Origin of the sequence: Rothia koreensis (genome assembly GCF_004136575.1) — a bacterium.
Classification (GTDB): Bacteria; Actinomycetota; Actinomycetes; order Actinomycetales; family Micrococcaceae; genus Rothia; species Rothia koreensis.
Genome location: NZ_NOIQ01000001.1, coordinates 192,618 through 216,613 on the forward strand (window position 1 = coordinate 192,618; position 23,996 = coordinate 216,613).

24 protein-coding genes are annotated in these 23,996 nt (G+C 66.6%); 12 read left to right on the forward strand and 12 right to left on the reverse strand.

Going from position 1 to position 23,996, the window contains the following annotated elements; translation table 11 throughout:
• The first annotated feature begins 29 nt into the window (after positions 1-29).
• A complete protein-coding gene (locus EWU68_RS00955) occupies positions 30-932 on the forward strand; it encodes a dihydrodipicolinate synthase family protein (RefSeq protein WP_129314009.1) in 903 nt (300 codons plus the stop codon).
• Between the two features lie 116 nt (positions 933-1,048).
• Here EWU68_RS00955 and EWU68_RS00960 read toward each other — a convergent pair whose 3' ends face one another.
• Entirely contained in the window at positions 1,049-1,741 is a 693-nt protein-coding gene (locus EWU68_RS00960; RefSeq protein WP_129314010.1) for a TetR/AcrR family transcriptional regulator, read from the reverse strand.
• 64 nt (positions 1,742-1,805) lie between these two features.
• Here EWU68_RS00960 and EWU68_RS00965 point away from each other — a divergent pair, with 64 nt between their 5' ends.
• From EWU68_RS00965 to EWU68_RS00975, 3 genes are all read left to right on the forward strand, one after another.
• Positions 1,806-2,561 (forward strand): SDR family oxidoreductase, encoded by a 756-nt coding sequence (locus EWU68_RS00965; RefSeq protein WP_129314011.1) that lies wholly within the window; start codon positions 1,806-1,808, stop codon positions 2,559-2,561.
• A gap of 15 nt (positions 2,562-2,576) precedes the next feature.
• Positions 2,577-2,906, forward strand: coding sequence for a nuclear transport factor 2 family protein (locus EWU68_RS00970; protein WP_129314012.1), 330 nt, complete (start codon positions 2,577-2,579; stop codon positions 2,904-2,906).
• A 105-nt stretch (positions 2,907-3,011) separates the two neighbouring features.
• Complete coding sequence (locus EWU68_RS00975) at positions 3,012-4,169, forward strand: low temperature requirement protein A (RefSeq protein ID WP_129314013.1); 1,158 nt, start codon at positions 3,012-3,014, stop codon at positions 4,167-4,169.
• 173 nt (positions 4,170-4,342) lie between these two features.
• Here EWU68_RS00975 and EWU68_RS12960 read toward each other — a convergent pair whose 3' ends face one another.
• Positions 4,343-4,495, reverse strand: coding sequence for a hypothetical protein (locus EWU68_RS12960; RefSeq protein WP_156265261.1), 153 nt, complete (start codon positions 4,493-4,495; stop codon positions 4,343-4,345).
• 189 nt (positions 4,496-4,684) lie between these two features.
• Complete coding sequence (locus tag EWU68_RS00980; RefSeq protein WP_129314014.1) at positions 4,685-5,536, reverse strand: LysR family transcriptional regulator; 852 nt, start codon at positions 5,534-5,536, stop codon at positions 4,685-4,687.
• 104 nt (positions 5,537-5,640) lie between these two features.
• On the opposite strand from EWU68_RS00980, the gene EWU68_RS00985 reads away from it, so the two are divergent.
• Genes EWU68_RS00985 through EWU68_RS01000 form a run of 4 tightly spaced genes read left to right on the forward strand, consistent with a single transcriptional unit; the run spans position 5,641 to position 9,325 of the window.
• The gene (locus tag EWU68_RS00985) at positions 5,641-7,083 is read left to right on the forward strand and encodes a CoA transferase (protein ID WP_129314015.1); all 1,443 of its coding nucleotides are present in this window, start codon (positions 5,641-5,643) and stop codon (positions 7,081-7,083) included.
• Between the two features lie 41 nt (positions 7,084-7,124).
• Positions 7,125-8,144 carry an NAD(P)H-dependent flavin oxidoreductase gene (locus EWU68_RS00990; protein WP_129314016.1) on the forward strand — a complete coding sequence of 340 codons (1,020 nt, stop codon included), beginning with the start codon at positions 7,125-7,127 and terminating at the stop codon, positions 8,142-8,144.
• Between the two features lie 3 nt (positions 8,145-8,147).
• Positions 8,148-8,333, forward strand: a complete 186-nt coding sequence (locus EWU68_RS00995) for a hypothetical protein (RefSeq protein ID WP_129314017.1) — start codon at positions 8,148-8,150, stop codon at positions 8,331-8,333.
• Positions 8,330-9,325, forward strand: coding sequence for an MDR family oxidoreductase (locus EWU68_RS01000; RefSeq protein WP_129314018.1), 996 nt, complete (start codon positions 8,330-8,332; stop codon positions 9,323-9,325). The genes EWU68_RS00995 and EWU68_RS01000 overlap by 4 nt, the downstream gene beginning before the upstream one ends.
• A 266-nt stretch (positions 9,326-9,591) precedes the next feature.
• On the opposite strand, the gene EWU68_RS01005 is transcribed toward EWU68_RS01000, so the two are convergent.
• Positions 9,592-9,822, reverse strand: coding sequence for a helix-turn-helix transcriptional regulator (locus tag EWU68_RS01005; protein WP_129314019.1), 231 nt, complete (start codon positions 9,820-9,822; stop codon positions 9,592-9,594).
• A gap of 127 nt (positions 9,823-9,949) precedes the next feature.
• Between EWU68_RS01005 and EWU68_RS01010 the strand changes: the two genes are divergently transcribed.
• Complete coding sequence (locus EWU68_RS01010; RefSeq protein ID WP_202976669.1) at positions 9,950-10,984, forward strand: tyrosine-type recombinase/integrase; 1,035 nt, start codon at positions 9,950-9,952, stop codon at positions 10,982-10,984.
• 24 nt (positions 10,985-11,008) lie between these two features.
• On the opposite strand, the gene EWU68_RS01015 is transcribed toward EWU68_RS01010, so the two are convergent.
• The 4 genes from EWU68_RS01015 to EWU68_RS01030 form a co-directional block, all read right to left on the reverse strand.
• Positions 11,009-12,034, reverse strand: coding sequence for a hypothetical protein (locus EWU68_RS01015; RefSeq protein WP_129314021.1), 1,026 nt, complete (start codon positions 12,032-12,034; stop codon positions 11,009-11,011).
• A gap of 208 nt (positions 12,035-12,242) precedes the next feature.
• Positions 12,243-14,456 carry a hypothetical protein gene (locus EWU68_RS01020; protein WP_129314022.1) on the reverse strand — a complete coding sequence of 738 codons (2,214 nt, stop codon included), beginning with the start codon at positions 14,454-14,456 and terminating at the stop codon, positions 12,243-12,245.
• Positions 14,441-14,929, reverse strand: a complete 489-nt coding sequence (locus EWU68_RS01025) for a hypothetical protein (RefSeq protein WP_129314023.1) — start codon at positions 14,927-14,929, stop codon at positions 14,441-14,443. The genes EWU68_RS01020 and EWU68_RS01025 overlap by 16 nt, the downstream gene beginning before the upstream one ends.
• A 389-nt stretch (positions 14,930-15,318) precedes the next feature.
• Positions 15,319-15,771, reverse strand: coding sequence for a hypothetical protein (locus EWU68_RS01030; protein ID WP_129314024.1), 453 nt, complete (start codon positions 15,769-15,771; stop codon positions 15,319-15,321).
• A 216-nt stretch (positions 15,772-15,987) separates the two neighbouring features.
• Here EWU68_RS01030 and EWU68_RS01035 point away from each other — a divergent pair, with 216 nt between their 5' ends.
• Positions 15,988-16,545 carry a helix-turn-helix domain-containing protein gene (locus EWU68_RS01035; protein ID WP_129314025.1) on the forward strand — a complete coding sequence of 186 codons (558 nt, stop codon included), beginning with the start codon at positions 15,988-15,990 and terminating at the stop codon, positions 16,543-16,545.
• A 485-nt stretch (positions 16,546-17,030) separates the two neighbouring features.
• Here the strand turns inward: EWU68_RS01035 and EWU68_RS01040 are convergent, their stop codons facing one another.
• The 4 genes from EWU68_RS01040 to EWU68_RS01055 all read right to left on the reverse strand — a co-directional run bounded on the left by EWU68_RS01040 (position 17,031) and on the right by EWU68_RS01055 (position 20,225).
• Positions 17,031-17,369, reverse strand: coding sequence for a hypothetical protein (locus tag EWU68_RS01040; RefSeq protein WP_129314026.1), 339 nt, complete (start codon positions 17,367-17,369; stop codon positions 17,031-17,033).
• Positions 17,366-17,674 carry a hypothetical protein gene (locus EWU68_RS01045; protein ID WP_129314027.1) on the reverse strand — a complete coding sequence of 103 codons (309 nt, stop codon included), beginning with the start codon at positions 17,672-17,674 and terminating at the stop codon, positions 17,366-17,368. The genes EWU68_RS01040 and EWU68_RS01045 overlap by 4 nt, the downstream gene beginning before the upstream one ends.
• Positions 17,675-17,781: 107 nt before the next feature.
• Positions 17,782-19,728: a phage/plasmid primase, P4 family gene (locus EWU68_RS01050; RefSeq protein WP_129314028.1), complete on the reverse strand. Its 1,947-nt coding sequence runs from the start codon at positions 19,726-19,728 to the stop codon at positions 17,782-17,784.
• Positions 19,729-19,844: 116 nt separating this feature from the next.
• On the reverse strand, positions 19,845-20,225 hold the full coding sequence (locus EWU68_RS01055; protein ID WP_129314029.1) for an excisionase family DNA-binding protein: 381 nt from the start codon (positions 20,223-20,225) through the stop codon (positions 19,845-19,847).
• 439 nt (positions 20,226-20,664) lie between these two features.
• On the opposite strand from EWU68_RS01055, the gene EWU68_RS01060 reads away from it, so the two are divergent.
• Together EWU68_RS01060 and EWU68_RS01065 are read left to right on the forward strand one after the other, a co-directional pair.
• Complete coding sequence (locus EWU68_RS01060; protein WP_129314030.1) at positions 20,665-21,060, forward strand: helix-turn-helix domain-containing protein; 396 nt, start codon at positions 20,665-20,667, stop codon at positions 21,058-21,060.
• 1,164 nt (positions 21,061-22,224) lie between these two features.
• Complete coding sequence (locus EWU68_RS01065; RefSeq protein ID WP_129314031.1) at positions 22,225-23,820, forward strand: Abi family protein; 1,596 nt, start codon at positions 22,225-22,227, stop codon at positions 23,818-23,820.
• Positions 23,821-23,996: the final 176 nt, after the last annotated feature.

Below are 23,996 nucleotides of genomic sequence, written 5' to 3' on the forward strand. Positions count from 1 at the left end.
TCGCCCGTCGACATCGCACAGGAGCAGACATGACCTGCACGTTCACCGGCCTCAGCGGCTTCCCCTTGACGCCGCTCAAGGACGAATCCGTGGACGAGGCGGCGTTCGCGGGCCTCGTCGAACGCTCGGCCGCAGCCGGTGTCGACTCGATCACGGCACTTGGCTCGACAGGCTCCTACGCCTACCTCACCCCGGCGGAGCGGGCCTGCGTCGCCAATCTTGCGGTCGAGCACGCCGGGGACACCCCGGTGCTTGTCGGGGTGGGGGCACTGCGCACCTCCCATGTCCTCACCAACGCCGAAGCCGCTCAGGCTGCTGGCGCTGCCGGGCTTCTGCTGGCCCCGATGAGCTACCAACCCCTGACCGATCACGACGTGTTCGAGCTCTACCGTGCAGTTACCGTCGCGACCGACCTGCCGGTGATCGTCTACGACAATCCCGGCACAACCCACTTTGAGTTCACCCACGAGCTCTACGCCCGCATCGCTGAGCTGCCCGGCATCGCCTCGATCAAAATCCCGGGCGTCCCCGCTGACCCCGAGGCCGCCCGAGAGCACGTCGGGGCGATCCGTGCCGTCATTCCGGAGCACGTCACGATCGGCGTCTCCGGCGACGCTTCCGCTGCCACGGGCCTCAACGCCGGCTGCGAAGCCTGGTGCTCGGTCATCGGCGGAACCCTGCCCGAGCCGGCTCTGGCGATCACCCGGGCCGCCCAGGAAGGCCGGGCCGCCGACGCCTTCGCGGAGTCGGAGCGGCTCGCGCCGCTGTGGGACCTGTTCACCAAGTTCGGTGGCAGCCTGCGCGTCGTCGCCGCGATCGCCGAGCAGCTCGCTCTCGCCCCGCGCGGCTGCCTGCCCCTGCCGATCCAGCCACTTTCCGACGACCAGCGCGCGAGGATCTCCGGCGTCCTGGACAGCCTCGTGTTGAATTAGGCGCTCTGTATCCGGGGCGCGAATTCTGGTCACCGGCACGGTGTTGGCTTGAGCGAAGGAGGTCCCTTGTCTACCTCCGGAACCGATGTGCCTCTTCGAAGTTCGTGGCACTCGCCCTACGGCAGCTTGTCGTTATCCCTGCCCAGCCGGCCGAGCCATTCGATGAGGAGCTGGGTCTCTGCCCTGCCAAGGACGTCTGGATTCGCTGCGGCAATCTCGATGGCGGTGGTGAGAGGGTCGTCGGCTCGTGTTCCCTTGCCGGTGATCGCTGAGATAACACCCTCACGGACAGCTTGAGAGAGCCCCGGGTCCGGCGCTGCCAGGATAATCTGACGCAGGGTGACGCCGATGTTGGTCACGAGGATGTGCGCGGCAGCCTGCTCAGAGGGCACCAGGAGCCGACCCTGCTCGGCGGCCCGCGCCGTGAGCGCGCGTAGGATCTCGCTGGGACGCGACTGCGCCTCGGGGGAGTGCCCAGGGCGGACCTTCCCGTACATCAGCGTGTAGAACCCGGGGTTGGCCAGGCCGAAGGCGACGTGGGCGTCCCAACCGGCGCGGATGTCCTGGATGGGGTCGCCGGAGGACTCCATCGACGACTTCTCGCCCAGGTAGAGGTCGAACCCGTGCGCGATGACAGCGTCGATCAGCCCTTGCTTGGAGCCGAAGAAGTGGTAGAGCGTCGGCATCTTCACTCCGACCGCCTCACAGACCGCCCGCAGGGAGAAGTCCTCGCCGGGAGAGGCGGCAATGAGGTCCGCGGCCGCCAGGATCATCCGCTCCCGTGTATCGCTTGTCGGCGTTCCTGTCATGATGCTACGTTAGCTTATGTATCAGAGAGATACAGTTGCATAGTGACGATACAGAGGGAGCTTCATGGCTGAGCACACACTCAAGGGCAAGAACGTTCTGATCGCGGGCGGCGCGAAGAACCTCGGCGGGTTGATCGCTCGCCAGGCGGCCGAGGCTGGCGCGAACGTGGCGATCCACTACAACTCCGACTCCAGCCGCGCCGACGCCGAGCAGACGCTCGCTGCTGTCGAAGCTGCTGGAGTCAAGGGCGCTACGTTCCAGGCAGACCTCACGGTTCCGGCGAACGTGACCCGCCTGTTCGCCGACGCGGAAGCGGCGCTGGGTACGATCGACATCGCGGTGAACACCGCCGGCAAGGTCCTGCGCAAGCCGATCGTGGAGACGACCGAGGACGAGTATGACTCGATGTTCGACATCAACTCCAAGGCCGCTTACTTCTTCATCAAGGAAGCCGGGAAGAGTCTCGCCGAGGGTGGCAAGATCGTCACCATCGTCACCTCGCTGCTGGCGGCCTTCACCGACGGTTACTCCACCTATGCCGGCGGCAAGTCGCCGGTGGAGCACTTCACCCGCGCGGCGGCGAAAGAGTTCTCCGACCGCGGCATCTCCGTGACCGCGGTGGCACCCGGTCCGATGGACACCCCGTTCTTCTATGGGCAGGAGACTCCGGAGCGAGTCGCTTTCCACAAATCGCAGGCCATGGGCAATGAGCTGACCAAGATCGAGGACATCGCCCCCATCGTCCGCTTCCTCGCCACCGAGGGCTGGTGGATCACCGGTCAGACCATCCTCGCCAACGGCGGCTACACCACCCGCTGAGAACGGAGCAGACTCATGACCGATCAGACTATTCCCGAGCCAGTGGCGTCCTTCATCGACGCCGTCAATCGCCATGACGAGGCCGCGTTCCTCGACGCCTTCACCGCCGCCGGCGCGGTCGACGACTGGGGGCGGATCTTCACCGGCCGCGATGCAATCAAGGCCTGGAGCGACAGGGAGTTCATCGGCTCCCGCGGCACGCTTGCCGTCGAGGAGGTAGACGCTGCAGGCGAGACGGTCACCGTCGTCGGCGACTGGCGCTCCAACCACGCCAACGGCCGCTCGAAGTTTATCTTCGACGTCGACGGCGACAAGCTCGCGAAGATGACGATCCGCGAAGGCTAGAACCGACACTGGCATCTCGAGCGGGCGTCCAGCCAGATGGACGCCCGCTCGGTGTTGTCGCCTTCGAAGCAAACGCACGACACGCATATACGAGGTTCGTCAACCATGACTACCGTCCCGCTCGCCCGCACCGGGCAACGTCGATCCGAGGTCGGCCCTGTCGAGCTCTTCTTCGACCTGGTCTACGTCTTCGCCATCATCCAGCTCTCGCACCTGCTCATCGAGCACCTCTCTTGGGAGGGTGCAGCCCAGACCATCGTGGTGTTCGCCGCGGTGTGGTGGGGCTGGAACTACACCGCTTGGGCGATGAACTGGCTGGATCCGAGCCGCACTCCGGTGCAGCTGCTCTCCGGGGTGCTCATGCTTGCCGCGCTGGGCATGTCGATCGCCATTCCTAGTGCCTTCGGCGACGGAGCCTGGTTGTTCGTCGGGTGCTATCTATTCATGGGCATCCTTCGTCCAGTCTTCATGATGATCGCCTACCGTGGAAACCAGCTCGCAGCCAACTACCGCATGCTCCTGCTGTGGACCCTCCTGGCCGGCATCTTCTGGGCCCTCGGTGCGGCACTGCCCCTCGAGTGGCGGCTGGGTCTCTGGTTGATCGCGGTGCTCATCGACTACGCGGCCCCGCTGGCCCACTACCGGATCCCCGGCATCGGTGCAGCACCCATGCACCTGTGGGACACAGACGCCGAGCACCTGGCCGAGCGCAACCGTCTCGTCTTCATCATCGCCCTCGGCGAATCCATCCTGCTCATGGGCGGCAGCATCGTGTCCCACGGCCAGCTTTCTCCGTCGCTCGCCCTGAGCATGCTCGTCGGCTTCGCATCCCTGTTCGTGCTCTGGTGGAACTACTTCGCCCTTGCTGGCCCTGATACTCACGGCGGGGACTCGTCGACCGGGGCTCTCCGATCGGCCTATGCCTACGCGCATGCCTTCATGGTTCTGGGCGCGATCCTCGTCGCCGTCTCCATCGAGCTGCGACTCTCCCATGATCACCTCGCGCCCGCAGTCGTTATCGTGACGGCAGCAGGTCCGCTCGTCTACCTGGCGGGGAACCTGTTGTTCCTCCGGTCCCGGTTCGGACGCCTCGCGCGGTCCCGGTTCATCGCAGCAGCCGTGCTGGTGGTGATCACGGTCGCCGCGATGCTGCTAATCGATCACGTGCCGGTGATTGCCTTGAGCGTCGCCGTGCTCGCCGTGACGGCGGTTCTCGCTGCCCACACCGCGTACACGACAGCAAAACGGTCGGCACTCGAATAGCTGGTGGTTACCTCGCATTCGTTCACGTGGGATTCTTCTGCGCCCGATCGCGGTGCTCAGGAGCGAGCGATGCGCATTGGCTCGCGACTGTGGACCCCTGCGACGACCGACCGCATCCCGCTGAGCAGCACGTCCAGGTATCCCAGGGCAGACATTCACGGCTTCGCGAAGCCTCACACCCCGAGCTCGCTGAACCTGATCATCATGTGGTCCTCACCTTCCAGCGCGAGTCGATATTCTTCGGTCGCGTAGGCGGGATCCGACTCCCGGTGTTCGCGGACGATTGCATCATGACTTGTCAGGTCGGGCAGCCTAATGACGCCCAATTTCGTCCTGGCCTGGTGGCCGTGGCAACCCCTCGGTTCGACGGGTCAAGATCGGCGCGAGGGAACACGATCCGAGTACGTTTGCCGCACGGTGTCACGTGGACCTGAAGTGTATCCGGTTCTCCACAGTCATAGCAGGCCGTGGCTGCCTGCTTGTTTACACACCAGTCCCGTGCACAACTGATCGGTTCAGCGGGGTCGGCTGTGTGCCGCGGCGGCCTCGATGAAGCGGCGTGTGAGAGCTGCGGTGCGGCTGGGCAGCCACGCCAGGCGGAGGCTGGCAGGCGGTGCTTCGTCGAGCGCGATGAAGGTGACCCCCGCTGGGGTATTGGCCGATGCCGCCGACAGGGCGGTGGCCCCGACGCCGCGGTCCGCGGCGATGAGGGCGATCCACTCGTCGTAGTTGTCGCATTCGACGACCTTCTCCGGTCGGTGCGCGGGATCCCACAGGTCGACCCGTGTGCTGCCGCTGGCCGTGTTGATGACCAGGGGATGTCTGGCGAGTTCGTTCCAGGTGTACCGCTCATTCTTGGCGAGCGCGGAGCGGCTGCTGACTGCGGCAACTCGGGGCTCGTTGAACAGGACCAGGGACGTCGCACCTGGGACGGTGAGCTCGTGCCGGACCAGTGCGACGTCGACTTCTCCACGTTCGAGCGCCGATGCCAGATCATCGCGACGCATAAGGCGCGCCGATGCGCCGGTCGTCTCCTCGAACGTTTCGACGACCTCGGTGACCCACGGGGTCGGCGGCACCCAGGAGAACCCAATCTTGAGGCTGCGCTCATTGCGGGCCTCGGCCACGGCGAGATCGAGGTCGCGCAGGAGGACTTGGGAGCGCCGCAGGAATTCACGTCCGGCGTCGGTGAGACGCACCGATCGGGAGGTGCGTTCGAGGAGTCGGACCTCGAGGCCCTGCTCCAGTTGCTGGATCGTGCGGGTCAGGGCGGGCTGGGTGACCATCAGCAGCCGGCTCGCCGCAGTGAACGACAGGTTCTCCGCGACGGCTACGAAGGCGCGTAGGTGCCTCAGTTCCACATCCATAACCCCCAAGCATAGATCATGCAAACGCGGCAATTCTCTTCTGTGCACGCCGTGCTTAGCGTTGAAGTGTTAACGAAAACGAACGGAAAAGTGAGAGTCATCCGATGGGAATTTCGGGATCAGCAGAAACTGCATTCGAGGAGCTACTCGCCGTGCGTGGGCACGGCCCGGTCGCCGCGGACGAGGTCAGGCGCACGGGAGACGACCCGCTGTTCGCCTCGCCGTTCCGAATCGGCACCACCCTCGCCGATGCCCTGGCAGCACGCGCCATCGCCGCGAACGACCTGTGGGAGCTGAAGACAGGCCGGCGGCAGAAGGTCAGCATCGACGTGCGGGCAGCGGCAGCCACCGCGCTGGGTGGAGAGGACATGACGCTTGCACGCTCTGGCGATGATCGCTATCACCCGATCCCGGTGTCCCCGGACGTCGCGCACATGGTTGCCCTGACGCAACCGTGGCCGACACGCGACGGTCGATGGTTCGTTCCGCACTTCAATCTTCCTCACCTCGAACGCCGCGTCCTGGACGTGCTGAAGGCGGAGGCCACGCCGGAGTCGGTAGCTGCCGCGGTCAGCCGATGGGACGCCCAAGATCTCGAGGACGCGATTGCGGAAGCGAAGGCCGCAGGCGGCATCGTGCGCACCCCCGAGGAATGGCTGGCACACCCACACGGAGCCCATTTGGCTGAGCAGCCGGTCGTGCGGATCACCAAGATCGCCGACGGCCAGCCCGAGCCCCTCCGCGCCGGGTCGCAGCCCCTGTCCGGCGTCCGCGTGCTCGACCTCACTCGCATCCTCGCCGGCCCGACCGCATCGCTGAGCCTCGCCGAGCACGGTGCGGACGTTCTCATGGTCACCGCCCCGCACCTGCCCCAGGTCACCCCCTTCGTGAGGGACACCAGTCACGGCAAGCGCAGCGCATTTCTCGACATCACCGACCCCGAGCAGGCCCAGACGCTTCACCACCTGGTGCGCGATGCCGACGTCTTCGTCGAGGGATACCGCCCCCATCGGTTGGCCGCACACGGCTTCGGGCCCGATCAGCTCGCACAGGAACGGCCTGGCCTCATCTACGTCACCGTCAACTGCTTCGGCTCGGACGGCCCGTTCGGCGACCGCGCCGGGTGGGACCAGGTCGCTCAGGCTGTCACAGGTGTAGCCGATATCCAAGGGACGGTGTCAGGGAAGGGCCGGCCGCAGCTGACACCTGTGTACCTGTGCGATTTCCTCACTGGGTTCATGGCCAGTTTCGGAGCAATGGTCGCGCTGCGCCGCCGTGCAACCGAGGGCGGCAGCTACCGCGTGGAAGTCTCTCTCGCAGGCGCGGCGATGCTGTTGCAGCGCCAGGGCCTCATCACCGGATTCACAGATGCGCCCGGGCAGCTGACGCCAGAGGAATTCGAGCGCTACGCCGTTCTCGACGAAGGAACGGTCTACGGCGACCTCAAGAGCCTCGGCCCGGTGATCGGCATGTCCGAGACCCCACCTGCCTGGCAGCGCACCACTCCCGCTCTGGGCAGCAGTCGCCCCGAATGGCTCGCCCGATGAACGCGCACCGGAACCGTCTCCACGAGAAAGAAGCACAGCCAATGACACCGCTGCTCCAGTCCCGCCTGCCGATCGTCGCGGCCCCGATGGCCGGTGGGCCGTCGACCACGGCACTGGCCCGGGCCGTCGCCTCGGCCGGAGCCTTCCCGTTCCTCGCCGGCGGCTACAAGTCCGCTGAGGCCCTCAGAGCCGAGATCGATGAACTTCAAGACAGCGTCCAGGACTTCGGGGTCAACCTCTTCGTGCCCTCGACTGAACCCGTCGACGAGGAAAGGTTCGCCGCCTACGCCGAGGAACTCGCGGACGAAGCCGGAGCCTACGGGGTGCTGCTGGACCCGGCACCGGTCGTCGATGATGACCATTGGGAGGAGAAGCTCGCGCTGCTTGTCGAACGTCCGGTGCCGGTCGTGTCGCTGACCTTCGGACTGCCCGACCGCGCCGATATCGCGAGCCTTCAGCGCGCGGGCACCCGGGTGCTGGCGACCGTGACCACTGTGGGCGAGGCGTGCCAGGCCCGCGAAGCCGGCGTCGACGGGCTCGTGGTGCAGGGCTCTGGTGCGGGAGGCCACCGCGCGACCTTCGACCCGGCTCGCGCCGTCGCGGACGTGGAGACCGCCGACCTGGTCGGCGAGGTCATTCGGTCAACGGATCTGCCGGTGATCGCCGCCGGCGGGGTCGACGGGCCAGACGCGGTGCGCGGGCTGCTGCATGCCGGAGCTGAGGCCGTCGCAGTCGGGACTCTGCTGCTGCGCACCGACGAGGCGGGGACCTCGCCCACGCATCGGCAGGCTCTCGGTGACGACTCATTCACCGAGACCATCCTCACCCGTGCCTTCACCGGCAGGCCCGCACGAGCCCTGCGCAACGAATTCATCGACCGTCACCACGCGACCGACCTGAGCGCCTACCCGGCGGTGCACCATCTTACCCGCGGCCTGCGCCAGGCCGCGGGTAAGGCCGGCGACGCCGACCGGCTCCACCTATGGGCCGGGACCGGTTGGCGCTGTGCTGTTACCGGACCCGCCGCCGCCGTCATCGACCGCCTCGCTGAAGGAGTCTGAACTATGCTGCTCATGACCACCGACGTGATGCGCCGGCGCGACGAAGCGCGTCTGAACACTCTGCTTGAAGCCAACGACGCCGCTGTCGTGGAGGCATTGGGCGTCCCCGACACCGTTCGTTACTGGTTTCTTACCGGCGACCTCAGCGGTGATGCACTGCAGGAGCAGGCCGTGGAGGTGCTGCCATGACCGCGACGTTCCCCGGCTGGATCGTGCGCAAGGACGATGGTGCGAGCACCGCCACCCTTGAGGATCTCGACGACTCGATTCTCGAAGACCTCGACACGACGATCCGCGTCCGCTTCACTAGCATCAACTACAAGGACGCCCTGGCACTCCACGGTCGTCCCGGTGTCGTCCGCCATACCCCGCTCGTTCCGGGGATCGACCTGACCGGCGAGATCGTCCAGACGAGCCATCCTCGGTGGAAGGCCGGCGACGTGGTGACTCTCAACGGTGCAGGCCTCGGCGAAGAGCATCACGGCGGGCTCGCCGGCATCGCCCGCGTCTGCGGAGACGACCTCGTCGCGGTCACCGAGGCCTTCACTCCGCGTCAGACCGCGGCCATCGGCACCGCCGGCTTCACCGCGGCGCTGTCTCTACTGGCGTTGGAGCGCCACGGCCTCGACCCGCAAGACGGGCCTGTGCTCGTCACAGGAGCGGGTGGTGGATCCGGGAGCATTGCCGTCGCCCTCCTGGCAAGCTCTGGTTATCGGGTCGTCGCCGCCACCGGGAGGCCCGACCGGCTCGCCGAGCGCCTGTCGGGCCTCGGGGCTGCCGAGGTCATCGACCGGTCTGAACTCGAGCAGCAGACTCGACCGCTTGGTGGGCAGCGATGGGCAGGCGTCATCGACTCCGTCGGCGGCAGCGTACTGGCAGGGGCCCTGGCCACACTGCAGCACGGTGGCGTCGCAGCGGCCTTCGGCCTTGCTGCGAGCTCCCACCTGCCGACTACTGTGCTGCCGTTCATTCTTCGCGGCATCGCCCTGCTCGGCGTCGACTCAGTACGTACCGAACCGGCGCTGCGCCAGGCGGCCTGGGAGCGGCTGGCGCGCGACCTCGACCCTGTCCACCTGGACTCCCTTATCCGCACGGTCCCACTGTCCGAGGCAAGGACCGCCGCCGAGTTGCTACTCGCCGGTCAAGGCACCGGGCGCACCGTCGTAGAGGTGACTCCGTGAGCAGACGACGAGCGATGTCCGGCCAGGAACTGGTGTGGGCTGTGACCAGCGATGTCTGAATGCTGGTACGCGACCATCTCGTACGACTCGGACCATGACTCTCCCGTTGCAGCATCCGGCCAGTGAGGCCAGAGTGCGTCAGCTACGGCGAGTGGCCAGAGATGGGGCCGGCAAGGCCGCCGCTCAGCGAGGTGAGTCTCGTGGACATCTCCTTGATGAGACGAGAACCGATCGCCGAGCTGAAGTCGATCAGTTCCGCGGAGCAACTACTTGATGCGGTGGGCGAGCAACCAGGCGTGGAGGTCCTCGACGAGGTACACGATGCGCGTGCCGATCTTGACGTAGGGCGGGCCATCGCCGGTTACTCGCCACTTCTTGAGCGTCGCGGGCGCGAGCCCGATGTAGTAGGCCGCGTCAGTCGTGGCGAGGGCGGCGCGGCCGGTCTCAGAAGAAGACGTGAGGCGAACCCTCGGGTTTCGGTCGGCTGCTTCAGACATGACGGCCCTTCTTCCTGCGTGGCACCAGGCTACATGGGCGACTTCGTTGGCCGCCTTAGACCGGACGACGACAAACGTATCCTAATAATGTACGTTATTGCGCATACATTCCGGTAGGATGGAGCCCATGGACATCGGGCTCTACGAGCCGCCGTCGACGCCTCCCCGGGTGAGCGTCAGCGCGGTGACGGCCGCTTATGAGGACGCGCGGTCCGTCGTGCCGTCGACTGTCCACCGCACCGTGGCGCTGTCCGTGCGGCGCGGGTCCGAGAAGACGGCCCGGCTCCGGCTTGAGCGACTGGCTCGCGTCGTCATGGCGACCGATTCCCGCATCGCCCACCCGGCCGCGGTCTGGTCGGCGGACTGGTCGTCGATGCCTGTCGAGGCGTTTGAGGCTCTCGATGGCGGCATTCGCTCCGCATGGTCCTCGCCATCCACCCGCAACGCCATGCGCGACTCTGTCCGAGCCGTGGTCCGAGAGTCCCTCAACGCCGGTATCCTCACCCACGACCGGGCGACCCCGTTGCTGAACGCGGTCAAGCCGGAGAAGCTGCCGCGCGACGAGGAGAAGCAGTCCCGGGGGCACGTCCCGGCGTCCCGAGTACGAGAGGTGTTCCACGAGCTCGCCCGGGACGACTCGATCACCGCCCGGCGTGACGCCGCGCTTATCGCGCTCCTGGTCGGCGCTGGACTGCGCCGCGACGAGGCCGCATCGGCGATGCTCGACGACCTCGACGCCGACCGCGAGACGCTCGTGGTCACTGGCAAGGGCGGGAATGTGCGCTCGGTACCGCTGGCTCCGGGCACCCGGCGAGCAGTCAAGGCCTGGCTGAACGTGCGCGGAGACGGGCCCGGCCCTATCCTCGCACCCCTGACCAAGACGAAACCGCGCGAGCCGATCATCGGTCGTCGGCTGTCGACCGACACGGTCGCCCAAGTCGTCGCGCGCCGGTTCGGACCCGGCATCGCGCCCCACGACCTGCGCCGGACCTTCACCGGGGATCTGCTCGACTCCGGTGCCGACCTCTCGACGGTCGCGAAGGTCCTCGGACACACCAGCACTCAAACGACGGCAGGGTACGACCGCCGCGGCCACGCCGCCCGGCGCGCGGCCGTCGAGAAGCTCGACGTGCCGTTCGAGGACTACGGCGCTGACGACTAACGCGTCCCGTGCGGTCACCGGCCCTCAGCGCATGCGCTCCGCCAGCTGGTCGAAGAAGTCGGCGAGCATCTGAGCAGCACCGTCGGCCATGAGCTCGGCCCCGCCGAATCTGTACACCTCGTAGCCGGTGAGCCTCAGCCGACGGTCCTCGGCGACCATCTCGCTGTAGAGCTTTGGGCTCGCGACGTCGCCGTGCGCGTAATGCTGCTTCCCGTCGACTTCGAGCACGACGCGGTGCCTGCTCGAGAAGAGGATGAGGAAGTCCATCCGCTGCCGGGCGAGCGGGCTGCCGTTCTGGCCCGTCGCCCGCCGCGCCAGCTGCGTGGCCGGGTCGAAGTGGAGATAGACCTGCGGGATCAGCGCCGGCACGTCGAAACGGTTGTTCCTGTAGCGCGCTGCGTACGTGTCGAAGACGAGGGTCTCGACGGGGTTAACGCCGAGCGACTCGCGCAGCCGCGCGTGGAGATGGACGCCGACCTCCCTGTCCGACGTGGTTTCGGGGAGACCTTGCCGCTGCCGCCACCAATCGATCAGGTTCTGGTAGGTCAGACCGTCTGCCGGAATCGGCTGGTCGAAGACGAGGCAGTACTCGCCGTTGCGCGTGATCTCGATGTCGTTGTTGACGGCGTCGCGCAGCACCAGCTCGGGCTTCGGCCCGTTCGCCGCGAAGATGAGGTTCTTCGGCGGCGTAACGACGCCGCCGCCTCGGTCATGAGCTGCCAGGAGCGCGTTGAGGTCGGCGAGGAGCACCTCGTTGAGATCGAGTTCGGCGACCATCCTCCGGGCGAGGGAGACGAGCTTCGGGAGGTCCCAGCCCTTCGTGTAACCCTTGATGACGTCGCGCTTGGTGTACTCGCTCTCGGACGGCTCGGTGTTCATCACGGGCCAGGAGAGCTTGAGCTCTTCGCCGAGCACCGTCTCCAGGTCCTGCCTCGTGTAGGTGCCGATTAGCGCCTCCTCGATGGCGCTCCTGAACGCCCGCGACGAGACCTTCGGCGGTGTCTTCGGGGCGGTGGTGAGCGCCGGGCTGAGGAAATCGAAATCGGCCACGGCACCATTGTCGCCGAGTCGTGTCCGATCCGGCTCGCGCAGAGAAGCCCCCGAACCCGATCTCAGTGGACGGGTTCGAGAGCTTCTTGTCGGGTAGACCCTGGTGGACAGGACCTGCTCCTCAGGCGCTCAGCCGCGCGTCGCTCGAGCATTGCCGCCCGTCTTTCCATGCTCTGGACCTTGATCTCGGTCATCCTGTCCATGTCCATCACCTCCCCTCGAGGATCGATCGGCTACGGCTGACGCCCCGCTGGAGTTCGTGGTCTCCCTGCTCCTTCGAGACCGTCTTCAACGGGACTGGCTCGTGCTTCAAGCGCTCCTTCTCGGCGCGCTCGGTTTCGCGTCCCCGGTCCTCGGCGGCGCGCTGCCTGGCCAGCACGTCCTCGCCGATGGGCTTCCGGGCAGAGGACTGGAACGTGTTCGGGTTGGGCACGTGCCCGATCGGCGTCCGAGGGCCGATGTCGGAGGCCAGCGCGTAGACGGTCTTGCCCTCGGTCTCGATCCGGTTGTCACCGGCGGCGAACCTGAGCTGCTCGTATTGCTGGCGGGTGAGCTGAGTCCATATCCGCGTGAACTCCTGCTCGGTGCCGTCGTCGCGCTTACGCGTCTTCTTCTCGGCGAGCAGGTGCAGGCCCGCCCTCTCCCGTGCGCCAGGGCCCGGTTCCGCGAGCTGGAAGTCGACGTACGCGCCGCCGTCGGCTCGCTCGCTGCGCACGACGGCGACGAGCTCGGCGCTGCGGCGCTCCTCTGGCGTGAGGTGCGTGGCCCGACGCTCCGTGCGCTGCTGGGCGCTCGTCGTGGGCGTCGACTCCGCTGCCGCGGTCGCCGGCTGCGGTTGGGACTCGACCTCCGTGCTCGGCTTTTCGGCTCGATCGGCAATCGCTGGCTCGTCGGCGCGCTGAGCCTCTGCTGCCGACCGCAAGTCGGCTGCCTCGAGATCGGCGCGCACCGCGTCGAGGTCCGGACCCAGCGAGCCGTCCATCGCATGCACGTACAGCTGGCCGTTCACCAACTGCCTGGCCACCTTCGGGTCTGCGCCCGGGTGCTGTCGGAGGTAGTCCTCGACCAAGGACTGACGCACCGTGACCAGCTCCCGGCCGTACTCCCGCTCGAAGGGCTCGAGGACCTCGGCCGTGCTGGCGAGCCGCTTCGGCGCGGGCCGCGTCCGTCGAAGCGGCTCGCTCCTGGCCCTCTCAGCCCACTGCGCCTCGAGTTCCTCCGCGGCCATGCCGTCGACGTCCTGTTGCAGCTTCGTGATCTCGGCCTCCGGGAGCCTCTCGATCTCCTTCGGCGGACCGACCTCGCCCCGCTCGTACGGCTCCCAGGTGCCGGCCGCGATGCGGTCGAGCTGCTCCTTCGCGCCGCCGACGGTCGCGGTGGCGTTGGCGTAGCGGTAGCCGAGCCTCGTGCTGCCGATCGACTGCTTCCGGCCCGGCACGGCGAAGGACCGGATCTTGACCTCGCCGGCCCTCGTCTGCCGCAGCTTGAGCTCGACGTCGCCGGTCGCCGCGGCCTCGGCGGCCAGGCGCTCGACGCGCTCGGCGTCGCTGAGGCCGGCCAGCTGCGAGGGGTCCTCGGCGAGCTTCGCGTAGGCCGTCTCGATGCCGCGGCGGGCGCGGTCGTGGTCGGAGATCCCGCCGCGCTCCTTGACCCAATGGTCGTGGTCCGTCCGGGCCACGGCGCGGTACTCGGGACTGCCGACCTCGGGCAGCACCGATCGGTCCTGCGGGCCGAGCCCGAACTCGTGGCCGTGCCGCGCGAGGAAGTCGTCCCAGGCCGTGCGGTAGGTGTCCACATGAGTGATCGCGCCGGCCACCCGCTGCCCTCGGCGGTACTGCCGGCCCTCGACCTCCATGTCGGTGTGGACGACGGCGTTCATCGCCTCGTGGACGTGGAACTTGCCGCCCTCTCCGCGCTCGATCGCGGCCTTGGACCCGCGGGCGTCGCCGTGCGCGACGAACTTCGACTGGGTGCCGGGCGTGTACTCCTCGCGGAAGGCCACGACCGCCTCGAAGGCCCGTTGCGTCTGCTCCGGGTCCTCCGGGTTCACCGTCGCCAGGTCGAAGCTGAAGACGAAGTGGTGCGCCTCGTCGCGCTTGACGTACGGCGTCTCGGGGGCGACCCGCAGGTGCGTCGCCGTCTCGGTGCGCTTGGCCTCGCGCCAGTTCTTCCCGATCTTGATGTGCGTTGCCTCGGCCGGGTCTTCGGGCTCGACGTACGTGCCGCTGACCCTGCGTACTGCGCCCTGCTGGCCATAGGCCTCGCGCAGCGCGCGGAACTCTTGAGCGGCCGTCTCCGGACGGCAGCCCTGGCCGTACTCGTAGAGGACGCGGGGCAGGTCGTTGCCCTCCTTCTCGCGCTCGAGATACGCGTCGAGGTTGCTCGACGAGGTCGATGGGATGTGCTTCACCGTGGCAGACATGCGGCCACCACCGACTCGACGTAGGCGTCCTGGTGCGCCAGCACCGAGGCGCGGTCCTTGACGTCCTCGAGCGCTCGCCCCGTCCCTTCGATCGCCGCCGTCGGGATCGTCCCCGGAGCACCGAGATTCATCTGGTGGCCGAGCCGCGCGAGCTGATTGACGTTGACGCCGATCGCGTGGACCTGCTTGATGAGCTCGTTGTAGGCACGCGTCCGCTCCTGCAGCGCTGCCACGATCGCGGCGACGTCGTCACCCGCAAGGGCCTCCTTGCCTTCGGCGGCGTCGGCCCGTACAAGGTCGTCGTCCTCAAGGGAGTCGATGAGGCGTCGCACGGCATCGGCGCGGCTCGGCAGAGCCGGCTCCATGGCCTGCACCTCGGCCAGACGCTGCGCCTGCTTCGTGGTCACACGCGTAAAGACGGCGGTGTCGTACTTCGAGTTGCTCTTGGGCTCCGCCCGCGTGACCGTGACCATCGAGATCCGCCTCCCTCGTGATGCATTTGTACGAACAGGTCGATGTATCATTCTCTCAATATTGTACCGTCTTAACTCCTGTACGTACAGAAACGAGGGATCGGTACGGCGACATAGCCAGCAAGCACCCCGGATATCAGACATCGCGCAAGCGCTCGTCTGATCCCGAGGTGTGCTGGCCAGGGGGCTTCGCCCCCGTGGACCCCCGGTACTCGTTCCTCGCGCTCCGCGCTCGGCCAGGAATACGCGACGGATGACTCCTCCGATGCGCAGCACGTGGCTCCTCCGACACGGCGCGGTGCGTAGCCGCGACGAGGTGACTGGCGGACGCATAAGGCCCCGACCACCATTCGGTGATCGGGGCCTTCGAGCCCTCGTCGACTGAGGTGTCACGACGCTCGGAGCACGTCGTCGAGGCTGTCCTCCTCGTCTGTCTCGACAGGCTCAGCGGAGTGTCCGCCGTACTCGGCGGCGGTGACCTTGGGCTCGGACGGAGCTGCTGCCACCAGTTCCTCGATGGCAGCGCGCAGACGCTGCATCCGCAGAGCTTCATCGGGATCGGGATCGACCGTCTTCGGCCGCCCATCACGGTCGCGGAGGATCTCCCCGGTCCGCTTGTTGCGGCGCGGCTCAGGCGCGGCGGGCTCGATGCCGAACATGTCGAGCAGGTCCTCGACGAGGGCGACGCGCGCCCGCCCCGCCCTCGCCAGGGCGTCGTCGATGGTCTTGTCCTCGGCCTCCTGCTCGGCGCGGATGGCGTCGCGCTCACGCTGGAGCTCGGCCTCCTTCTCAGCCAGCCGGCGGGCGAGCTCAGCCGCCTTCGATGTCGTGTACGTGGTCATGATCTTCTCCTTCGTCCTGGTGCTGTACTGGGGTTCCTTCTCGCCCGGCCTGACGGCCGGGTGGTCTGTGGGGAGGCCCGCGCTCCGCGCACGAAAGGGCGGCTTGTCGTGGAGAGGGACGGTGCTCGTCAGGGTTGTGGAAAGCCGCTGGGAAGGTGCCTGTGGCAAAGTGGGCGTGTACCGATTCGCTACCTGCCCGTCCGTCGAAAGAGCCCCATGCCGAGCACACCCGACCCCTCGACCAACGAGGCCCCGGACCTCGATGTCCCAGCGGAGTCCGTCCTCCTGCGCACGATCTACAAGCAGTCCGGGGTCAAGGTCGCTGACATCGCCAAGGCCTCTGGCCTGAGCGTCAGCGCCATCCACATCGCCTTCAACGGCTTCCGCTACCGAGACGGCGTGGCCAAGGTTGCGGTGCCGCCCGACCGCACGCTCGTCAAGCTCGGCGCGGTTCTGGGAGTAGAGCCCGCAGCCCTGCGCGAGGTCGGTCGGGATCGCGCAGCCGAGCTGCTGGCCGAGGTCGGCGAGTCCGATGAGACCCTGTCGGCCACGTTCGGTTCTGATGCTGAGGCCAAGGCGCACGCGGCGGGCCGTGTTGGCCTCGCCCGCCAGGTCCTGGCCGCCTTCTCGTCCGAGGAATTGCGTGCCGAGCTGATGCGCCGCACCGCTGCCGAGGACGACGCAAGGGACACTGCTGAGGCGGGAGCACGGAGCGGCTCCCATCGTCAGGAGTCCGCGCTGCGGGCGGGAGATCAGGGTCTCCAGGAGAGCTGACCGGCTTGTCGAGGACATGGACTGAGGCGTCTGCTGTGCGTCGGCGCTACCAGGAGTGGACATGGATGGTCCTTGTCGGGTCATCACTGGCCAGATCGTTACCGGCTGAGGACAGAGAGGGAGTCCTCCGGCCAGCAATGGACAGGATGTGGCCATTGGCGGGACTCTTGTACTCGTTTCGTCGCCGTCGATGACCAGCGCCCAGATCGCAGCCATTACCGGTCGCGTCATGGTTTGAGAACGAGTGGCATTCGGCCGGTAATGCCCGAGCGTGAGAAGCGCGGTCAGGAATGCCCCGGACTCGGCGATTATCTGGCGCATCGTGGCCTCAGCTGAGCCATGCATGACCAGCTCGTTGATGCTGACCACTCCCGGCCGACAGCCGAGCGTATGAGAGGCATTCGCCGGCCGTTGATGACCGACCACGTTGGTGGTGGTCATGACTCGACCGGGGATGACCCGTGCAGTCCCGGATCCGACCGCCTTCATGCGACGTCCCATCCGCTCGCGTGGGCGACGGCGGCCAGCACTGCTTGGGCCACATCACGGTCGAGGTCGGTGAGGGCATCGGAGAGGTCGACCGGGTGTTCCCCTGAGGCGAGGCTCGTGGCGATGTCGAGCACGCGGCGCTCTCCGCCGGAGAGATAGCCACCCTCGGCCTCAGCGACAGTCGGGTCGAACCAGAGCTGGCCACCATTGTCCCGACGGATCCACGGGCCAGCGAGAAGCGCACCGCCGCAGGCGGTGACGAGAAGTTCGACCGCCGCCTCAAGGGGCAGCAGGCCCCGCGCCCAGGCACGCAGGTCGTCTGCGCTGGTGGTCATCGCGGACCTCCCGGTCCCCGGCCGAGCAGACCTCGCTCGATGACGGCTCCGACGAAACCCTGCACGATGCGGTTGTCGTACACCGACTCACTCCGAACGCCCACCGTCGGCTTCGGCACCAGCTCGTCGAGGAGCACGAACACCTCCGGCGGAGCGGCCTGGAGGAACCGGCGCACCTGAGCCGGCGTCGCCGGAGCATCGGTCTGGATCGAGAGCGCCAACACGTGCTCCTTGACGTCTCGACGGTGCATCATTGCGTTGAGGAAGTCCTGCGGGGGACGGGGGGTTCGGTTTCTCGTGGTCATGATTGGTTCTCCTTATCGCTGGGGATTTATTCTGCGAATGCCGTGCGTGACTTGGTGTGGCCGATTTCGTCGGCGATGCTCCACGTCGCGTAGTCGAGAAGATGCCGTTACGCTGCGCTCCCATCGGTGTCCTGCATCGATGCGGTCACGGAGTCGAGCTTCGCCCGCAGGGTCGTGCCATCCCCGCTGCCGCCCGCCCACTTGTCGGCCGCCTCGGTCGCAGCCTGCGCGATGGCGGCGGCCTCCTTGGCCCTGAGATCTCGCAGGACGGCTGTCGCGATCTGGCTCGACGAGCCAGCTCCCGCGGAGGTCCACGCGTGGTAGACCTCGGGTCGCATGAGGCCCTTGGCCTGACGCGGCGCGGACTCGGACAGTTTCCCGTCTGTGCCTCCGAGCCACTGCCACCTCGACACATTGGTGTCGAAGTGGAATTCCTCGAGCACGGGTTCACGTCGGTCCAGCCAGTGCCGAACCGTCAGTCGTCGCCAGACCTCGCTCCCGTCCTTGGTGGTCAATGTGGGGATGATCCACCCGTCAGCCTCGAAGAGGGCGACGATCTCCCGCGAGAAATCATTGACATCCGCCCCCTGCGACTTCGACTTCTCCTGAAGCGACGCCTTGTAGAGAGCGAAGAGCATCCGCAGCGGCACGAATGGGCGAACGAACTCGTCCTTGTAGTCCTCGTAGAACGCGAGGACCGTGTTCGTCTCCCGCTTGTGCTTCCGGAGTGCTCGCTTGACCGCCTCCGGCTCCTCGAACTCCCAATACTTCGGGATCTCGACGAGCACCTTGTAGGCGACGTATTCGCGCACCTCACGCCGCAGAAGGTAGTCGTTCTTGATCGCCTTGTTCTTCACGCCATCGGGGAAGCGTGCCTCCATCGGGACGATGGTCAGCCGCCGGTCCATGGAGGCCGTTTTGTCCCTGAAGTTGAGAGCGCCGTTGAGGCTGAGGATGGTGAACATGCTCGGCTTGTAGGTGATCGGCTTTTCGTTCTTTCGGTCGATGAAGATTGGGTCGTTGGTGATGATGGCCTTGAGGTCGCTGGCGTCCTTGATGAAGTCGCCGACAGGGGTCTCATCCGGGGCATTGAACTGCGCGCCGATCAACCGCTCTTTGTGAAACTGCATCGAGTAGGACTTGAGCGGGATGCTCACGCAGTTGCGCTCCCCGATGATCGACCGGATGTGTGCGACCTCGGTGCCCTTGCCGTTGGAACCGGTCTCGGAGTAGAGCCCCACCATCTTCTGCCAATCGTTGCGCGGCCGGAGCGCGGCCCCGCGGATCTGGTCCATGTACGCCCGGACACCGTCATCGGGGTAGGTCTGTGCGTTCCACTCCTCGTAGTTCCAGATGACGTTGCCGTCCTCGTCGAGGACCTCGGGGACGGGATGCTGTTCGTCGATGAGGTCCGTCGCGGCCTTCTTGGTGAACACGTAGTCCGGCGAGAAGGGGATGCGCTCGTCGGTGCGGTAGTTGAAGATGAGGTTGCGCATCGGCACGAGATCGGGATCCGTGGTCTCGGTGACCTTCGGCGCGAGCCGCAGCAGCGCGCGATCGAACTCGCCGAGCCACTTCTTGTCGTGGGTGAAGCAGAGCTGGCTGGCCAGGTCGTCGAGAAGCTCGAGATCGGCCCGTCGGTAGAGGCCCGCGAACTCGCCGCTGTCCTGGTAGATGGAGAGGATGCCGAGACCGTCGTCGGAGTCGGCACCGCCGGGCGTGACCTCGGCGACATGGTGAAGGCGGGCCGCGACCATCGCGGCCTGTACCGGCTCGAGGCGCTCTGCGACCTTGAGCTTGTTGCCCTGCGCGCGATGCTGGTTCTGTAGGCTTACAGCCCCTGACCTCAGCGCGATGAGCTGCTTCTCGATGTCGGCCGATGCGGGTGGATCTTCCGGGTCGATGCTGGCGAGGTACGTCTCGGTGACGAACCTGACGATCTGGTTCTCGGGCAGCGTGCCGCTGGAGGCGAAGTCCGAGATCAGCGCCGGAACGTCAACCTCGGTCTCGTCAGTCAGCGCCGGTTCGTTGATCGGCGAATGCTTCTGTGACATAATGTAGGAGAGCCTTTCGCTCGTACATGAGCAGTTGAATCGCCTGAATGGAGTGGAGTTCAGACAGGCGGGCGAACTTCGTCGAATGCCCCGGTTCCCGCCGGGGCATTCGTGTATCAGGTTGCTGATGGAGCGAGGAGCTGACCGAGCTCGCGCTTGTGCTCCTGAGTCAACAGCGGCCACTTGTCGACCATCTGCTTGACGAGGGAATCGAGGTACTCCTCGGTCGCGACTTTGGACGGCGGGATCGTCCTGAACAGACCGCGGAGGTCGTCCTCGTAGATGAGGAAGTCGCGGCCGACCTTCTCCGCCGGCAGTCGGCCTTCGTGAATGTAGCGACGGATCGTCTGTGGATGGCCGAACCCGAGCGCGGACGCTCGGGCGACGGTGATCCGTGGCGGCTTGCCGTCGTTGAGGCGTGGAACGCTGATTGGAGGCTTGCGGGTGTCGACTCGGGGAGTGGTCCGACCCCGGCGAATGTCGGTGCTGGTGGACACAAGATTGACCTCTCGGGGGGTGGCTGGCGCGCGTCGTCTGCGTGACTGCTGGGACCGCGCTCTGCTATCCCGTCACGGCTCAACAGGACGTCTCAGTCCTGGAGCGGCACGCCCGGAGGGTTCTCGTTGACCACGCCGGCGTTGCCAATGCCGTCCGCGGTGCCCCGGGGCATCTCAGCCCTCAGGCAGCACAACCGTTACTCACCGCCCGGTTGCAAGTCGGTGCGGGAGTCGCTCGAGGTGTCTCAACCTCGGCGCAGCGCCTGGTGGTGTCACCCGAGCCGCCTGGGTTGCAAACCTTGTGCGGTCGGGATGGTCGCCGTGGGCCATGCATCCATGCTAACAGTAGTTTGTCATCAGTGCAAAAGCATGACGCGGTAGTATGGACTGACAGCATGCCGGCAATGCTCATGAGAGATCGTCACACAGAGGAAGTGCCATGCCCCGAGACCCCTGGAAGACCTTCGCTCACAGGCTCCGTCACGAGCGCCTCGCGGCCGGGATCAATCAGGCGACCCTGGCCGACGCGATTTCGGAGCACCTTGACCACCAGCTCGACGGCAGCACTGTGTCGCGCATCGAGAGCGGCAGGAGGGCGGTGCGTCTCGACGAGGCTGTGGTCGCTGCCGAGCAGTTGGGCGTGCCGCTGGCAGCGCTCCTGGAGGAGGTCGACACGCTGCAGGAGCGGATCGACAAGCAGCGCGACGAGCTGATCCAAGCGCGGGAGGCCGTTGTCGCCTACGAGGAGCAGTTGCACCGGGCCCGGGCCTCGGTCATCGCGATCGAGAAGGCCATCGCCGAGCTCGAATCGTCGCGACCGACCCCCATTTACTGAGTAGGTCTGTTTCCGACGCCCCGACTCTCTCACGCAGACCAGCCCCGCCGGCCGGGAGGCTAACTGGGCTTTCCTTGACCCGCGTGAAGGTGCGCGCGACCAGCTTCGCCTGCTCCGGCGACTGCGGTGGGGGAGTGTAGATCCTCAGGTAGTGCTCTCGAGGCTCGGGTGGGCCAGATTCGCTTCAGCGTCGTCGACACCAGTGGTGAGGAGATCGAGGGTGATGCGGAGGGCTGGCGGCGCGAGAACCCTGGGTTGTGAGTCGACGATCTGAGTCACGTGGTTGCGAACTGAGTTCCTCGCCGGCGGTCGAGACTCAACCAGTGACTCAAGCCATCGTGGCTGGTCACGGGGCAGATTCCGGGCTTCAGCAGAAGGTTTGAGTCACTGAGTCTCGGGTTTGCAAGGTTCGGCTTCGGTGTGCGCGTGCGCGTGTGCGTGGGAGAACCTTGCATTTCAGTGACTCAGTGACTCAATCTTGAGAGATACCCGTACTGACCGGGGAAAACGCTTGAGTCACACGTTGAGTCACAGGCGGCTGGCTGTGACTCAGTGACTCAAATTGATCGGGTCGATCGCGCGACCGCAGCCCGACCCTTTGCCCTGACGAGCAGCCGGGTCTCCACACGTGCCAGATGATCCTCAGGTACTGGCCGGACCCCGCGCGGAGCGCGGGTCTCTCGCATGGAAGGCGTAGCTCGCCGGCCGCCAGGCCGGCCAGGCTGCGTCTACCTCCTTGCTGCGCGTTCCCAGATCCAACTCTCGCCCCTCGGCCACCCTGGCGAGGAACCGCCGCCGTCGCGCTTCGGCGTACGCTTAAGCGAATTGCCGCTTCCGAGAGTCCAAGAGGAAGGGCTGATGGCTGTCACTGCTGCAGATGTCGACAGCAACCTGCTGGAGCGCGCCCGATGCAGGGAGGTCATGGCCCCGAGGAGGGTTGAGTAGCCTGAGCGGCCAAATAGTCCTACGTGTGGCGACTTGGTGGAATGGAAATTTTCGCTCTAGCATCTGGTCGGCGACAAGGCGGCACGACCGCGCAGTGTTTGACCTGTGCTGGTGGAACCCGTATCCTCCAAGTAACACGGCAGGCCCGCTTCTCGCGATGAGACGCGGGTCTGTTCTCTTTCTACCCCCGGGTACCGGGGACGCCAGGACGATGCACACGTGACGACCCCAAACAGCACCTACGCGAAGCCGTTCCTCACGGTCTCCGAGCAGATCCGTCGGCTGCGCGGGCGGGGCATGGACTGCGGCGACGACGCCTACGCGGCCGCCGTCCTGCAGCGCTACGGCTACTACCGGCTGTCGGGCTACTGGCACCTCTACCGCGACCGGCCTGCGCCTCCTGCGCCTCGGTTCGACGACGAAGGACGAGAGATCCGCCTGGACACGTTCGTGCAAGGGACCGGCCTGGCGCACGTGGTCTTCCTGTACGAGTTCGACCACGAGCTCCGCATGCGCCTGAGCGACGTCCTCAGCACCATCGAGACGGCCTTCCGCTTCTTCATCGGCCACCGGCTCGGCAGGGTCGACGCGTTCGCGCACCGGCATCCCTGGACGCTCGGCGCGACGAGGCAGGAAGATCCCAGCGCCCCGCCCGAGCCGACCACCGCCTACCGCGAGTGGATCGAGGAGTACGACCGGCACGAGCAGCGCGCCCGGGGAGACTTCGTCGTGCATTTCCGCCAGCAGTACGGCCCGCACCTGCCCATCTGGGTCGCAACAGAAGTGATGTCCTTCGGTGTGCTGAGCAGCCTCTACGACCTGATGCTGCAGTCCGACAAGGAGATCCTCGCAGCTCGTTTCCAGGTCCATGCCGCCGACGGCCGCGGAGACCGCGGAGCCCTCGGCAACTGGCTGAACATCCTCAGGAACGTGCGGAACATCTGCGCGCACTATGGCCGCGTGTGGAACCGCGCGTTCGACGTGACCATCGCCGCGCCGGGGAAGGCGCAGAGGAACGCCGACGATCCGCTCGCGCCGCTCGCGGACGACCGGACGAACAACAGGCTCTACGGAGTGCTGCTCGTCATGCGCCACCTCTTGCTGAGCATCGCGCCAGAGCGGGCAGACGTCGTCGACTTGGCCGACTTCATCGAGGACCAGTCCCGCACCGTCGGGTTCGGCATGGAGCAGCTCGGCTTCCCGGACGACTGGCGGAGCAGCCCGATCTGGGATCGGGCCTTCGCGCTCGACCGGTCGCCAATGGTGGCCGCGAGCCTGCTTGACCGCGTCGAGAGCCTGACCGTAGGGGACGCTCGTGCGGCGCTCACTGCTGCCGAGCCGAAGGCCAAGGCTGACCCTCGGACGCCGTGCCAGCTGGCGGCAGCGAAGCGTGGAGCTCAGAAGTCCTTGCTGCGCAGCTACCTCAAGCACGACGTAGTGATCGAGGTCGTGCTCGGAGGGACGAAGTTCTACCCGGCCTTCCAGTTCCAGGACGGAAAGATCATCGACGCGCTTGCGGAGATCAACCAGGCACTTGCTCGATCCTGCAAAGACTTGGACCCGACCGACATCGCCAGGGCGCTCCTGGACTGGTGGCAGACCCCGCACCAGGATCTGCCGCAGGACGCGGACGGCTCGGACCGATCGCCCCTCGACCTGCTGAACTCGGTCACCGAGGAGGAGTTCGCCGCGGCGATCGACGAGGCGGACGCCATGCGCAGCTTCGTCATGCCTCACGACTTTGACCAGGGCAAGGCGTGCGAGTCATCCTCCGTATCGGAGCGCCGGGGCACGAAGAACGCATCCGCGAGCTGACTCGGGTTGAGATGGAGGAAGGCGCTGGTGGAGGTCACAGACAGCCGTACGGCGACCGCGAGGAGACCGGCGACGGACTCGCGCCCAAGTGCGTGACCGACGCATGCAGGTGCAGGCTTCCAGACGTTCGCTATCCGCGGCGACGCGGTGGAGTTCCGGTTTAACGTCTAGTCGGG